This window comes from Megasphaera sp. DISK 18, from assembly GCF_001682955.1.
Taxonomy (GTDB): Bacteria; Bacillota; Negativicutes; order Veillonellales; family Megasphaeraceae; genus Megasphaera; species Megasphaera massiliensis.
The window spans coordinates 59126-73608 of sequence record NZ_LUGJ01000024.1 but is presented as its reverse complement, the minus strand read 5'-3'; the positions used below and the strand labels follow the sequence as shown (position 1 = coordinate 73608).

Genomic DNA, 14483 nt, shown 5'->3' with positions numbered 1-14483 from the left:
TTGTGAAACCAAGTAAGGGCCCACAAAGTCGATGTGGTTGATAGGCCGGAAGTGGAAGTACAGCGATGTATGGAGCGGACCGGTACTAATAGACCGAGGACTTGACTTAAGCAGCGAACCAGGTTTAAAGGACCGTAGGGACGCATAAACCTTCGTGAGTCGCTTACTCCGAAGCAAGGCTTCGGAGTGGGTAAGGGAATCTGGAAACAGATAAAATCCCAGACTGGAAGCCGAAAGGCGACTAGTATAAGGACTCAGAAATGTGGCATCTTAAATGACGGATGCCGAAGGCGACCAGACTGCCGCATTCAGCATAATGTGACAGTACTTAAGGAAAGTATTCAGAAGAATAGGCAGTTAAGACAAACATTTTTATGCAGTTGTCAGGATACGAATCCTGAAACATAATTCAGTGGCGATAGCTGCGGGGATCCACCTGTTCCCATGCCGAACACAGCAGTTAAGGCCGCAAACGCCGAAAGTACTTGGGGGGAGGCCCCCTGGGAGGATAGGAAGCCGCTGATTCAGCAAAGAAGCACTAGCAAATGCTAGTGCTTCTTTTATTATATGAAAAATGAAATGAAATAAAAATTACGACGGATGTCGAAGACGACCGGATTGCCGTTGGCGTGGCGATGTGACCGCTTTCCGGATGGATGTCGCAAGACGACTAGAAGGCCGATGCCGGAACTATGCGGTATCTCTTTAGCAGGAAGCCGGAGGCGACCAGACCGAAGTAATCTTACCTATGCAGCATCACTTACGATGGATGTCGAAGACGACGAGACTGCCCTTCTCAAAACCATATATCTTAACAACGCAAAAGAAGCACTGACGAATGCCAGTGCTTCTTCCATATATATGCCCTGCTGTAATTACTTAGCAGAGCGAATAAAAGGAGATAAAAAATGGGAGACAAATTTAATGATCTGACGAGATGGCTATCAAACGGAGCAGCGCCTAGGAATTTAAACTATCCGTCATAATGTGGTACTTCTTATTTTCCTGATAGACAATCATGGACACGCGGTCATTTTCATCAAAGGATACGGTCAGATAGTAGTCGGGATAGACGACATCACTCAATAAATAAGCAGGCCCAATGGCTTTTAATTCGTACATAAGGGTAAAGGCCGGACGAAGCGTCTTTATGACGTCACTTTTTTTATCGCCGATTTTTAGGCCGTAAAAGGAATGGCTAACAGCGTCATCGGGACTGATTACCGTCATTTCCTGAGTGCGGCGCAGGCCGTACAAATCAGAAAACACGGAAGATTCCTGTAGGGCAGTCGCCTGGTCAGCAAAGGCAGGGGGCGTCGTCAAAACGGGAAGGGCTAACGCCAGCATTATGAGGACAATATATTTTTTCATGGGTATATCTCCTTCATAATTCGTTGATTTTTACTTAAGGGTATTAGTTTGGATAGGAATGTAGTTTACAGAGAATTTTATTCGGTAATTGAACGATGATGATTCCTGTGATGATGAAGATGGCTCCGATTAATTGAGTCGTTGTAAACATTTCATTGAGGAAAAATGCACCGAGAACGGATGCGATTAAGGGATTCAAGGCCGTAAATAAGCCGGCTTTTTCAGCACTGGTATATTTTTGAGCTACGGGCTGGAAGGTAAATCCGAAGACCGAGCAGATGAGAACCAAGGCGATGATGGCCGACCACGTTGTCGTATCGGTGGGGATGACGGTCACTTCAAACAGCAGGCTGGCAGTGGTACTGTAAACGGCGAGAAATCCCATCTGTAGGATTCCCAGCAATAAAGGATCATACTCTCGAGCCAGGCGGGCTGTCAGGCAGATCCATACGGTATAAAAGAGGGCCCCGGTCAGGCAGATGATTTCACCTGGTTCCAGACTGAGGGCTGCCCCTTGGAGAGTGAGACAGGCGATGCCGATAAAGAGCAGTGTCGTTGCCAGCAATACTTGTTTTCCCGGCCACTGGCGATTGAGGATGGCCATGAGCAGGAGGACCCAGACGACGGACGTGTTTTCCAAGAATGCAACCGTTGAAGAGGGAACTGTTGTTAAGCTGATCAGTTCACAGGCCATACAACAGAAGAGCAGCGTTCCTAACAAGCCGGCGGCCTTGAAAAGGGCCGGTGTGATATTTGGCAGCCGCTTATGAAAAATAATCAGTAAAATGATGGTAGTCAGGAAAAAGCGGATAGCCAGTAATTCTAAGGGAGGCACCCCATGGAGGCCGATTTTTGATAATAGATAAGAAATGCTTCGTGAGACGATAACTGTGAGGAGTAATAATTCAGCAGTTCCCTGTTTCATACAAAAACCTCCTTACTTTTTTCTTACTTTTATGATACGCTATAATCAGCATGGAGAGAATAGCAAAATAATATATGAGGAATTGATAAAAAAGCAAAGGTGATTTTTGTGAATACGGAAAAATGTAGACTTCTCTTGCAAGTCGTTCGAGCCGGTAGTTTTTCTGCGGCAGCGGAACGGCTGGGTTATACTCCGTCCGGGGTCATGCGTGCCGTTACGTCCCTTGAAAAGGAAATTGGCTTTCCTCTTTTAGGGAGAACGGCCCAGGGCGTCTATCTGACACGTGAAGGGACGGCTGTCTTGCCTTTCTTGCGGCAACTCATTCGCGATGAAGAGACGATACTTCAATACAGTGCCCAGCTTCGCGGTCTGACGGCGGGTGATATTTATATCGGCTCTTATTTCAGCGTTGCTGCGAACTGGCTCCCCCAAATCATTCAGGCCTTTCAACAGACCTATCCTTCCGTTCACGTCCATATTGAAGAATGTGCCAATAAGTCGATGTATGAAGGGCTCGAAGAAGGGCGCTTCGACTGTTGCATTACGACGAAGCGCCCTTTTTCGGGAGATTGGATTCCTTTGTGTGAAGATGAAATGGTCATGTGGCTGCCGGAAAATCATCCCTTGGCCAAGGCTAAAGCCTATCCCTTGAAGGAGTTAGCGAATGAATCCTTTATTGAATCACTGCCTCAACAGGATACGGATTCGGCCCTGCTCTTGAAAGCTGAGAATATTTCCTGTAAGGTTCGTTATACGGCCATTGATAATTACACGACGTACCGCATGGTAGAAGCTGGTTTGGGGGTCAGCATGAACAACCGCCTTATGACGGCTCAATGGCAGGGGAAGGTGGCTATTTTACCGATGGATCCGGTCCATACGATTACCATCGGCATTGCCATTCCCAGTCGGGATATGGCGGCTCCCGCTGTCAAAAAATTCATAAAATACGTCAAGGACGGAATCAGTCAGATGCGGCTGCCGATGACGACTCACTAGGAGAACCGTGTCTTTTGGGTAAGATGAGGTTGAGGCTGATGGCAATCATAGAGGCCAAAACGACGGGGGCTTTGCCGAATATCGTCGTGACCCAGGCCGGGAAGAGATAGAGTGATTCCGGGGCTGCCGAAAGACCCATGCCCATGGCGACGGCCAGTCCGACGATAGCCATGTTGCGCGGTGTAGCACCGTCAGACAGAGCCAGTTTGATGCCGGTCATGGCAATGGAGGCAAAGACCGGGATGGTGGCTCCGCCGAGAACGGCGTAGGGAATCGTCGTCAAGAGGCCGGAAAACTTGGGAACGATGCCGGCGATGAGGATGATGATGGCTGCCAGCGCCAAGGTGGCCCGATTGATGACTTTTGTCGTCGTGACGATGCCGACATTCTGGCTGAATGAGGCTGTCGGTAAAAAGCCCAGGACGGATCCCAAGATGCTGGTAGCTCCTAAGCCTAAGATGGCTCCGTGGAGTTCGTCTGACGTGGGTTGGCGGTTCATGGCGCCTGATGTAGTGGCCGAAAAATCGCCGATGGCCTGGATGGAATTGATGACGAATAGGATCGAAATGGCGATACAGGCGGCAGGATCGAATTCTAATCCGAAGTGCAGTATCCGCGGCATTTCAAAATACCCGGCGTTCATGACGTTGTCGAATTGTACCATGCCCATGGCCAGGGCCAGTAGATATCCGGCTACGATGCCGACCAGGATGGAGGCCAGGCGAAGGAGACCACTGGCAAAATGAGTGAAAAATATCACAACAACTAGGGTAAATAAGGCGACGACCCAGTTCTGCCAGCTGCCGTAGGTCGGAGTTCCGACGCCGCCGGCCATATAGTTTATGGCAATGGGATAGAGGGAGAGACCGATGGTAAAGACGACGGTCCCGGCAACGAGGGGCGGAAAGAATTTCCGGATGCGATGGATGCTGAGCCCTACCAGGATGGCGCAGATTCCGCCGAAAATTTCAGCACCTAAGATGGCGGCAATTCCGTATTCACCGGCGAGAGACTGCATGGTCGGAACGTAGGCAAAGCTGACGCCGAAGATGACCGGAAGGCCGGCGCCGAAGTGAAGTCCCGTACGCTTTCCCAGGGGATAGAGCTGAAGAATCGTGCCGATGGCAGCTGCGATAAGGGAGGCCTGAATGAGTACGACTCGGTCAGGCTGGGAGAGTCCTGCAGCACCGGCGACGATGATGGCCGGCGTAACGCAGCCGACAATCATGGCCACGACGTGCTGTAAGGCTAAGGGCAGGGCTTCAAAGAAATGGGGAATGCCGTCCATGGCAAAGAGTGAGGCGCTGCGGGTGTTTGAAATCGGTAGCTTTTCCACAATGGTGCACCTCCTTTAAGGCTGGTGAATGCGGGTACCTGTTTTTCCAAGGATGCCTTCTTTTGCCTTTTGCAGTAACGTAATGAGGGCCGTGCGTCCCGGACGGGACTCGGCAAATTGGACGGCTGCCTGGACTTTGGGCAGCATCGAACCGGGAGCGAAGTGTCCTTGTTCCATATAGGTCCGGGCTTCTTCCGTCGTGATATCGTGCAAGGCTTGTTCCTCCGGTGTCCCGAAGCGGATTGCGACGTTTTCGACGGCTGTCAGGATAATCAAGTAGTCGGCGTGGAGGTCTTCGGCCAAGAGTTCGCTGACAAAGTCTTTGTCGATGACGGCACTGGCCCCTCTCAAGTGATTGCCCTGATGGATGACGGGGATGCCGCCGCCGCCACAGGCGATGACCAGCTGTCCTGAATCGACGAGGGTTTTAATGGCACCGATTTCGATGATTTCACGAGGAAGGGGGGAAGCGACGACACGGCGCCAACCGCGGCCGGCGTCTTCTTTGACGATGTAGCCGTATTCTTTGGCGGCGTGTTCGGCTTGTTCCTTGGTCATAAAATGGCCGATGGGTTTGGTCGGGCTCTTAAAGGCCGGGTCTTCCGGATCTACACGGACCTGGGTAACCATGGTGGCAACAGGGATATCGAAGATGTCACGATTGTGCATTTCTTCACGTAATGCATTCTGCAAATCATAGCCGATGTAGGCCTGGCTCATGGCGACACAGACCGATAAGGGCGTATTGGGCTGATTGGCATCTTCCCGGCTCAAAGCGGCCATGGCGTGATTGATCATGCCTACTTGCGGGCCGTTTCCATGAGAAACGATGACTTCACAACCTTCTTGGATGAGATCGACAATAGCTTTTGCCGTCGTTTTGACGGCCATCATCTGTTCGGGGAGAGTGTTGCCCAAGGCGTTTCCTCCGAGGGCGATGACGATGCGCTTCTTTTTTTGAGTCATAATAATGCTCCTTTTATGAAAAGAGGGGCCGGCCCAGAGGACCGGCCCCTTTCACGGCTGCAGGTTTATTTCAGTTTACGGACAGTACCTTTTTCTTCCAATGCTTTTAAGGTAGCTGCCGGGTCTTCACATTTCGCCAGCATAATCATGGCGGCGATGACATAGGGTTTATAGCTGGCCTCTTTGTAGAGGGAATCGCGGTAACGATCGAATACGGAGGCTTCGACTTCGCCGTCTTCACAGCTGACGCCGTTGATATCGGCCGGCAGGCAGTGGAGGTACATGGCTTTGCCGTCTTTTGTCGTCTTCATCATGTCTTCCGTACAGCACCAGTCTTTATGCTGGGCATTTTGCGCCAGCAGCTCTTGTTCTAAGGCATCGATACCGGCCTGGTCACCGGCGGCGTAGAGATTGGTTCTCTTTTCCATGGCGGCAAAGGGAGCCCAGCTCTTGGGATAGACGACGTCAGCGTCTTTGAAGGCGTCGGCCATGTCGTTGGTGATGCGGAAGGATCCTCCCGACTGCTGAGCATTCTTTTTGGCGACGTCGACGACGTCGGGCATGACTTCATACCCTTCGGGATGGGCCAAGACGACGTCCATGCCGAGGCGGGTCATGAGGCCGATGACGCCTTGGGGAACGGACAAGGGTTTGCCGTATGATGGGGAGTAGGCCCAGGTCATGGCGATTTTTTTGCCTTTCAGGTTTTCCAGGCCGCCCATTTCGTGGATGATATGAGCTGCGTCGGCCATACATTGGGTCGGATGGTCGATGTCGCATTGGAGGTTGACTAAGGTCGGTTTCTGTTCGAGAATCCCGTCTTTATAGCCCTGGGTGACGGCGTCGACGACTTCTTTTTGGTAAGCATGGCCTTTGCCGATATACATGTCGTCGCGGATACCGATGACGTCGGCCATGAAGGAAATCATGTTAGCCGTTTCGCGGACTGTTTCGCCGTGGGCAATCTGGCTCTTCTTTTCATCGAGGTCCTGAACCTGGAGTCCTAAGAGATTGCAGGCCGAGGCAAAGGAAAAGCGGGTACGCGTCGAATTGTCACGGAAGATGGAAATGCCGAGACCGCTTTCAAAGAGTTTGGTAGAAATGTTATGTTCCCGCATGAAACGAAGAGCGTCGGCTAAAACCCAGATGGCTTCCAATTCGTCGTCGGTCTTATCCCAGGTGAGGAAAAAATCGTTTTCATACATTTCTTTGAAGTTGAGGGCCTTTAATTTATCGATATAATCCTGTAATGTTTTCATCAGAGTGTCTCTCCTTTTAGGTGAATTAAACTTATTTGCTGGTGTAAACGGATGGTAAGGCAGCGTAAACGGCGGCACAGGTCACTAAATCCTGTTTCCAAGTCTTTTCATTCGGAGCATGGGCCTGGGCTTCCGCGCCGGGACCGAAACCGATGACGGGGATGCCGTTACGGCCCATGATGGAAACACCGTTCGTCGAGAAGGTCCATTTATCCGTAAGGGGCAGGGCTTTTCGCATTTCTTCCGTTTCAGCCGAACCGATGCGGCTATTTCCGAAGAGGCCCGTATAGGCTTCTTCTAAGGCTGTCGTAACTTTGTGATCCTTGGGGATGACCCAGGTCGGGAAGTAGCATTCAATGGGGTATGTCAGGCCGGTATAGCTCGGGCGGGCGTAGTCGTATAAGCTGACTTTGACGTCTTTGCCGTACTTTTTAACACTCGGCAAGGCGCGGATTTCGTCGAGACAACTTTCCCACGTTTCGCCGGCTGTCATGCGGCGGTCGAGGGAAATGGAGCAGGAGTCGGCAACGGCACAGCGGCTGGGGGAGGTGTAGAAAATCTGTGAGCAGGTAACGGTGCCGCGGCCGAGGAAGTTGGCTTCTTCCCATTCCGGGTTATATTTCTTGTCGAGCATTTTTACGAGGCCCTTGATTTCCGTCGTGTCAGCGGCGTCATTTTCATTGAGGGCACGGATATCCTGGATGATGTCAGCCATCTTGTAAATGGCGTTGTCACCGCGTTCCGGTGCAGAACCGTGGCAGGAAACGCCTTGGACGTCGACGCGGATTTCCATGCGTCCGCGCTGACCGCGGTAGATGCCGCCATCGGTCGGTTCCGTCGAGACTACGAAGTCCGGGCGAACCTTGTCTTCGTTGATGATGTACTGCCAGCAGAGGCCGTCGCAGTCTTCTTCCTGAACGGTACCGGTAACGAGAACCGTATAGGCATCGGATAATAAGCCTAAGTCTTTCATGATGCGGGCTCCGTAAACGGCCGATACGATGCCACCGAGTTGGTCCGATGTGCCGCGGCCGCCGATTTCCGTGTCCGATTCAAAACCTTCATAGGGATCGAAGTTCCAGTTGCCCTTATTGCCGATGCCGACGGTATCGATGTGGGCATCGAAGCCGATGAGGGTCTTTCCCGTTCCCATATAGCCGAGGACGTTGCCCATGGGATCGATTTCAACCTTGTCGAATTCAAGTTTTTTCATTTCTTCGGCAATGCGGTCGATATGGGCTTTTTCGTCACAGCTTTCACCGGGGTATTTTACGATGTCCCGCAGGAAACGGGTCATATCCTTTTCGTAGTTTTGAGCTGCTTCTTTAATCTTGGCGTAATTTACAGTCATGGTATTCTCTCCTTTTATATAATGATTCTCTTGTGAGGTCTTTTATTTGTCTAAGCCGCGCCAAACGATATTTTTATAGCGTTCCGGATCAGTATCGCCTTCTGTTGAAAAAGCGAGCACTTGGGAATTTTCATCGAGGCCTAATTGGCTGCGCAGTTCTTTACATTCATCAGACAGCATGATGGTAGCCAGGGCACCAAAGGGGACGGCACCGGATTCGCCGGAAATGATAGGAGCGTCTCCTTTTAAGGGAGCTGCCAGCAGGCGCATGCCGCGGACCGTGACCGGATCATCGGCAGAAATGAATGTCGTGACGTGGTTCTTGAGGATGTCCCAGGAAATGGTATTCGGTTCTCCGCAGGCAAGGCCGGCCATGATGGTGTTGAGGTCGCCGCCGACGATGCGGGGTTTGCCGTCACCGGCAGCCGCACCTTTATACAGGCAGTCCGCTGCCGAGGCTTCTACGATGATGAATTTCGGCGGATTGTCTTTATAGAGATTGGCAAAATATCCGACGATGGCGCCGGCCAGAGAGCCGACCCCGGCTTGAACGAAGATATGCGTCGGCCGTTCCACCCCGGCTTTCTTCAACTGTTCGCCCGCTTCCATGGCCATTGTCCCATAGCCCTGCATGATCCACGACGGGATTTCTTCGTAGCCGTCCCAGGCTGTATCCTGAACCATGACGCCGTGCGGCGTTTCAGCGGCTTCCTTGGCGGCTTGACGGACACAGTCGTCGTAGTTGAGTTCTAAGATATCGACGTCAGCACCCAGCTTTTTGATGTTTTCCAAACGGGTTTGGGTCGTACCCTTGGGCATGTGAACGACTGCTTTTTGTCCCAGCTTTTGTGCTGCCCAGGCGACGCCGCGGCCGTGATTGCCGTCGGTTGCCGTAAAGAAGGTCGCCTGTCCGAAATCCTTTCGGAGCTCATCAGACGTCAGCACCTGGTAAGGCATGTCTTCAATTCGGCGATTCGTTTCTTTGGCGATGTACTTGGCCATGGAGTAGGAGCCGCCGAGGACTTTAAAGGCGTTGAGGCCGAAACGATACGATTCGTCTTTGACAAAAATCGAACCCAGGCCTAAGTAGTGAGCCATCTGATCGAGGCGCGTAAGCGGTGTTTCGCTGTACTGGGGGAAGCTCTGATGGAAAGCTCGGGCCTTTTTGATTTCACTGAGGCTCATGATGGGGAGATTTTTATCATCTGATTTGGGCAAATGATTCATGGCCCATTTCATATCCTTTTTCATAATCCGTACCTCCTAAAATAAACTGAAAAAAATATTTTAGACAATCTAAAAGTTTTTGTATACCTAAAGTATAACATGAGTATGCGGATTTGCAATAGGATAAACCTAAAAATCTATTTGGTTGCTACACTTTTTTTGCAAGAGCAGAAAGAAGGCTATCGGTTTTAGGCATAATAAAAAAGAGGCCTTACGGCCTCTTTTACGATTCGCTGCTGCTGTCTATATAACTATATAAGGTGTATTTTGAAATTCCGAAGTGCTTGGAAATCTTATCGCCGGCCTTGGTGATGAGTAAGGCGCCGCGGTCATTTAAGAACTTAATGGCTTTTATTTTGTCTTCGCGGGTCATGAGGGGAACGGGTTTGCCGACTTGACGCGTCGACTCTTCGATGAGATCGTTGAGGAGGTCGGTGACATTCTGCGGAATGGGGCTGGCCTTTTCTTTGGAGTCGACCGATACCAAGGGTTTTATGGCGTTTTCAATCATAATCAGCTCGGTAATATCGTAGTTGATCGAGAAGACGCCGATGATTTTTTGCTCGTCATTGCGAATGTAGATGGTCGTCGATTTTAAGATGCGGCCGTCTTTGGTCTTGGTAAGGTAGCTGGCGTGATCTTCGACGTTTTGCGGGTCGTTTCGCAGGGCGTCTAGAACGGCAAGAGACGGCCCGTCACCGACTTTTCGGTTTGAAACATGGCCGTTTTCAATGGCTACAATGGAATTTTCTTTGTAATTGTCACTCAGGTCGTGGATGACGACTTCACAGTTTGGTCCGAACTGGTCGGCCAGCCCTTTGGCTAAATGGCGTAAAAAGTTAAGGACGGCATCGTCTAACATAAAAGACACCTCTCTCTATGACAGAAAACAGATTATTAGCTGTTCTGCTAAATATTTTTTAGGTAATGTTACTATACCATATTTTTAGGAGAAAGTAACGGTTATTGGAAAAAATATATATGTCAAAAAATCATCCTTAACGGCAGGCTATAATAAAATTAACAACAAAATTTTTTAGTCTCAAAAAAGTTTGACAGATACATCGCAAGACGGTAGTATTAAGGTAGATTCACAAACGACAATGACGATATGATAAAAACACAATTGATAACAGCGTCGTCAGTGTTTTATACGACGAAGGAGGGGTTTATATGATTATCGTAGGAAATGGACATGTCGTGACGCGAGATACGCACAATCCATATGTTCCTGATGGTGCCGTTGCCATAGACGGGACAAAAATTTGTGGTGTAGGCCGGACCGAAGACCTGCGCAAGCATTTTCCGGAAGCCTCGTTTATCGACGCGAAAGACGGAGTCATCCTGCCGGCCTTTATTAATACGCATGAACATATCTACAGCGCTATGGCCCGAGGCCTTCAAATTGAGGGTTATGCGCCGCAAGGCTTTTTAGATATCTTGGACGGGCTTTGGTGGAATATTGACCGCCATTTGACGAATGACCTGACGTACTTGAGCGCTATGGCGACGTACGTCGAATGCATTAAGAACGGCGTGACGACGATTTTTGACCACCATGCCAGCTTCGGCGAAATCAAGGACAGCCTGTTTGCCATCGGACAGGCTGCACAAGAAATGGGCGTTCGTTCCTGTCTGTGCTATGAAGTGTCTGACCGGGACGGTCTCGATAAGGCGCGGCAGGCGGTCTTGGAAAATGAAGCCTGGATTCGTCACACTCAGCAAGATACGACGGATATGCTGGCCGGTATGATGGGTATGCACGCGCAGTTTACGCTCAGCGATGAGACCTTAGCCTTGGCGGCAGAACACAAACCGGACGAGGTAGGTTATCACATCCACGTCGCTGAAGGAATTGAAGATCTGCATGACTGCTTACAGAAACATGGCAAGCGCATCGTCGACCGTCTCTATGATTGGAATATCCTTGGACCGAAGACTCTTCTCGGTCACTGTATCTATGTCAATAGCCACGAGATGGATCTCATCAAAGAAACGGATACGATGGTCGTTCACAATCCTGAGTCAAATATGGGGAATGCCTGCGGCTGCCCGCCGACGATGGAGATGGTTCATCGCGGAATCCTGACCGGCTTGGGAACCGACGGTTACACCCATGATATGATCGAGTCCTATAAGGTGGCCAATATCCTGCATAAACATCATCTCTGTGATGCGACGGCTGCCTGGGCGGAAGTCCCGAAGATGTTGTTTGAAAATAATGCTGTCATAGCCAACCGCTACTTTAAGGCCCCTTTAGGCGTCTTGAAGGAAGGGGCTGCAGCTGACGTCATCGTTCTTGATTATACGGCACCGACGCCGATGAATGAAGAAAACATCAACGGCCATATCTTGTTTGGCATGACCGGGCGCAATGTGGTTACGACCATTGCCAACGGCAAGGTTCTCATGAAAGATCGAGAACTGACCGCTGTCGACGAACCGGCATTAATGGCTAAGATTCGTGAAGGTGCCGCCGTTTTGGCCGGGCGCATTAATGGCTATTTGTAAGGAGGAATATATCGTGAGTGATCGTATGACATCGATTCCCTTCGGGAATTTAATGAATTGGATATTACGGGAAGCGCCGAGCGGTACGATTTTTGGCGTTCACCATCAATATAAAGCAGGTACTCAGCGACCCTATGAAATTTTTGACAGACCCTTGGAACTGCCCTTCGGGCCGGCTGCCGGGCCTCATACACAGTTGGCGCAGAACATTGCTGCCGCTTATGCTGCCGGGGCCAGATTCTTTGAATTAAAGACGGTACAGCAGCTCGACGGCGAAGATTTGCCCGTTCCTAAACCCTGCATCAAGGCCGATGATGAGTGCTATAACGTCGAATGGTCGACGGAATTGACCGTTCCTAAGGCCTTTGAAGAGTATGTAAAAGCTTGGTTCTTAGTCCATGTCATGGCCGTTGAATACGGACTTGGAAGATTTGACGGGATGCAGTTCAACATGTCCGTCGGCTATGATTTAGCCGGCATACAGACGCCGAAAATTGACTCCTTCATAGAAAACCTGAAGGATGCGTCCCACACGGCCATCTTCAATGAATGTAAATCGTGGCTGCTTCATCATTTAGATCGATTCCGGAAACTGAGCCGAGAAGACGTCGAAGCCATCCCCGCTGATATTTGCAATTCGATTACCGTATCGACGATGCACGGTTGTCCGCCAGATGAAATTGAACGAATCGCCGGCTACTTATTGAAGGAAAAGAAGGTCCATACCTTTGTGAAATGTAATCCGACCCTCCTCGGGTATGACTTTGTGCGAAACTGCATGGATACCTTAGGTTATGATCACATGGTTTTCGATGACAGCCACTTTAAGGCCGATTTACAATATGATGATGCCCTTGCCCTCTTGAAGCGGCTTCAAGGTGTCGGCGCAGCTGAAGGACGGACTTTTGGTGTAAAATTGACCAATACCTTTCCGGTTTCCATTACGCGGCATGAACTGCCGGGAACGGAAATGTATATGTCCGGCAAGCCCTTGTTCTTCCTGGCCATGAATGTAGCCAAGAAACTGAGTGAAGCCTTCGATGGAAATCTGCAAATTTCCTATAGCGGCGGCGCCGATGTCCACAATATCGGCGATATCGTAGGGGCCGGTATCTGGCCGGTGACGGTAGCGACGACACTGTTGAAGCCCGGCGGCTATGAACGCTTGGTGCAGTTAGCCCAAGTCTTTGAGGGAACGTCGGGGCAGGTATTTAACGGGGTAAACGTCGGTAAACTCGATGCTTTATTGAAGGCGGCATCCGGCGACAGCCACTATGCCCGCTTGGATCCGAAATTCCAACATCGAAAGAACGGACGAGAATTGCCGTTGATGGACTGTTTCATGGCACCCTGTATCGAAACCTGTCCCATCCATCAGGATATTACGGCTTACATGGATTTAGTAGCTGAGGGAAAATATGTGGAAGCCCTTCAGATTATCATGGAAAAGAATCCCCTGCCTTTTATTACCGGGACGGTCTGTTACCATACGTGTATGAACAGCTGTACGCGAAACTTTTATGAAGAGGCTGTCGAAATTCGGCGCAATAAGCTGATAGCTGCTGAAAAAGGTTTTGACGGCGTCATGGAATCTCTTTCGGCTCCGGCGCCGATCGGGAAAACGGCAGCCGTCATCGGCGGCGGTCCGGCAGGTCTGTCTGCGGCTTACTTCTTAGCCCGCGGAGGCATAACGGTCACTGTATTCGATAACAATCCGGCACCGGGCGGCATGGTACGGACCTTCCTCTGTGAAAAGAAAAACCAGATTTCAGCGGAAGCCATCGATAAAGACGTGGCCTTGATTCAAAAACTCGGGGTGCGTATCGTCTCCGACAATGTCATTTCGTCCCTCGATGAATTGGACTCTTTTGATTACGTCTTAGCCGCTTGCGGTGTGAAGGGGAAAATCGGCACATCGGCTGCCGGTGACATCGATGGATTGACTGTCATCGGTGATAGCCATTACGGCAAGACGACGTCTGTCGTAGAATGCATTGCCGACGGAAAGCAGGCCGCTGAACAGATTTTAGGACGACTTACCAGCGTTGATACGCTGCTGCTGCCGGATGTAAACGCCATTTACGATGCACGAGGATTTTTAGCGCCGCCGGCGGCGGCCGGCTGTGATGGACGTTGTCTCCACTGTGACAGCATCTGTGAGGTCTGTACCGAAGTCTGTCCCAATCGAGCCAACGTAGCCATTGAAGTTCCGGGCCATTTGCAGCGGCAGATTCTCCACGTCGATGCTATGTGCAACGAATGCGGAAACTGCCGGACCTTCTGTCCCTGGGGAGGGGCGCCGTACATGGATAAATTCACCCTGTTTGCCAATGAAGATGATTTCATGAACAGTGAAAACCAAGGCTTTGCCGTCATCGATAAACAAAGCGGGTTCTGTAAGGTCCGGCTCGACGGGCGGATTTTGACGACGACGCTCCGTTCGGACGACGGCACCATCCCCGAAGGACTTCGCGGGTTCATGAAGGCTGTCGTTAAAGATTACGATTATCTGTTACTGAAGTAAGGAAGAAGGAAACA

11 protein-coding genes and 2 rRNA genes are annotated in these 14483 nt (G+C 50.5%); 5 read left to right on the top strand and 8 right to left on the bottom strand.

Features of this window, described 5'->3' with window-relative positions:
• Together A0U42_RS11700 and rrf are read left to right on the top strand one after the other, a co-directional pair.
• Positions 1–109: ribosomal RNA gene (locus A0U42_RS11700) — 23S ribosomal RNA — on the top strand; the annotation flags it as partial.
• Between the two features lie 299 nt (positions 110–408).
• A 5S ribosomal RNA gene (gene rrf, locus A0U42_RS06135) occupies positions 409–525 on the top strand.
• A 435-nt stretch (positions 526–960) separates the two neighbouring features.
• Here the strand turns inward: rrf and A0U42_RS06125 are convergent.
• Complete coding sequence (locus A0U42_RS06125) at positions 961–1371, bottom strand: hypothetical protein (protein ID WP_065360283.1); 411 nt, start codon at positions 1369–1371, stop codon at positions 961–963.
• A 43-nt stretch (positions 1372–1414) separates the two neighbouring features.
• Positions 1415–2296, bottom strand: a complete 882-nt coding sequence (locus tag A0U42_RS06120; RefSeq protein ID WP_065360282.1) for a DMT family transporter — start codon at positions 2294–2296, stop codon at positions 1415–1417.
• Positions 2297–2404: 108 nt separating this feature from the next.
• On the opposite strand from A0U42_RS06120, the gene A0U42_RS06115 reads away from it, so the two are divergent.
• Positions 2405–3295 carry a LysR family transcriptional regulator gene (locus tag A0U42_RS06115; RefSeq protein WP_044502973.1) on the top strand — a complete coding sequence of 297 codons (891 nt, stop codon included), beginning with the start codon at positions 2405–2407 and terminating at the stop codon, positions 3293–3295.
• Here the strand turns inward: A0U42_RS06115 and A0U42_RS06110 are convergent.
• From A0U42_RS06110 to A0U42_RS06085, 6 genes are all read right to left on the bottom strand, one after another.
• On the bottom strand, positions 3261–4631 hold the full coding sequence (locus A0U42_RS06110; protein ID WP_218055528.1) for a uracil-xanthine permease family protein: 1371 nt from the start codon (positions 4629–4631) through the stop codon (positions 3261–3263). The genes A0U42_RS06115 and A0U42_RS06110 overlap by 35 nt on opposite strands.
• Positions 4632–4646: 15 nt before the next feature.
• Positions 4647–5597, bottom strand: coding sequence for a carbamate kinase (gene arcC, locus A0U42_RS06105; RefSeq protein WP_065360281.1), 951 nt, complete (start codon positions 5595–5597; stop codon positions 4647–4649).
• Positions 5598–5662: 65 nt separating this feature from the next.
• A complete protein-coding gene (gene ygeW / locus A0U42_RS06100; RefSeq protein ID WP_065360280.1) occupies positions 5663–6856 on the bottom strand; it encodes a knotted carbamoyltransferase YgeW in 1194 nt (397 codons plus the stop codon).
• 31 nt (positions 6857–6887) lie between these two features.
• Positions 6888–8207 carry a YgeY family selenium metabolism-linked hydrolase gene (locus A0U42_RS06095; RefSeq protein WP_065360279.1) on the bottom strand — a complete coding sequence of 440 codons (1320 nt, stop codon included), beginning with the start codon at positions 8205–8207 and terminating at the stop codon, positions 6888–6890.
• Between the two features lie 42 nt (positions 8208–8249).
• Positions 8250–9458, bottom strand: a complete 1209-nt coding sequence (gene dpaL / locus A0U42_RS06090; RefSeq protein ID WP_065360278.1) for a diaminopropionate ammonia-lyase — start codon at positions 9456–9458, stop codon at positions 8250–8252.
• 199 nt (positions 9459–9657) lie between these two features.
• Positions 9658–10296 (bottom strand): transcriptional regulator, encoded by a 639-nt coding sequence (locus A0U42_RS06085; protein ID WP_044502968.1) that lies wholly within the window; start codon positions 10294–10296, stop codon positions 9658–9660.
• A gap of 311 nt (positions 10297–10607) precedes the next feature.
• Here A0U42_RS06085 and ssnA point away from each other — a divergent pair, with 311 nt between their 5' ends.
• Both ssnA and ygfK read left to right on the top strand, forming a co-directional pair.
• Positions 10608–11945 carry a putative aminohydrolase SsnA gene (ssnA, locus tag A0U42_RS06080; RefSeq protein ID WP_065360277.1) on the top strand — a complete coding sequence of 446 codons (1338 nt, stop codon included), beginning with the start codon at positions 10608–10610 and terminating at the stop codon, positions 11943–11945.
• Between the two features lie 13 nt (positions 11946–11958).
• Positions 11959–14469: a putative selenate reductase subunit YgfK gene (gene ygfK / locus A0U42_RS06075; protein ID WP_065360276.1), complete on the top strand. Its 2511-nt coding sequence runs from the start codon at positions 11959–11961 to the stop codon at positions 14467–14469.
• The last annotated feature ends 14 nt before the right edge of the window (positions 14470–14483 follow it).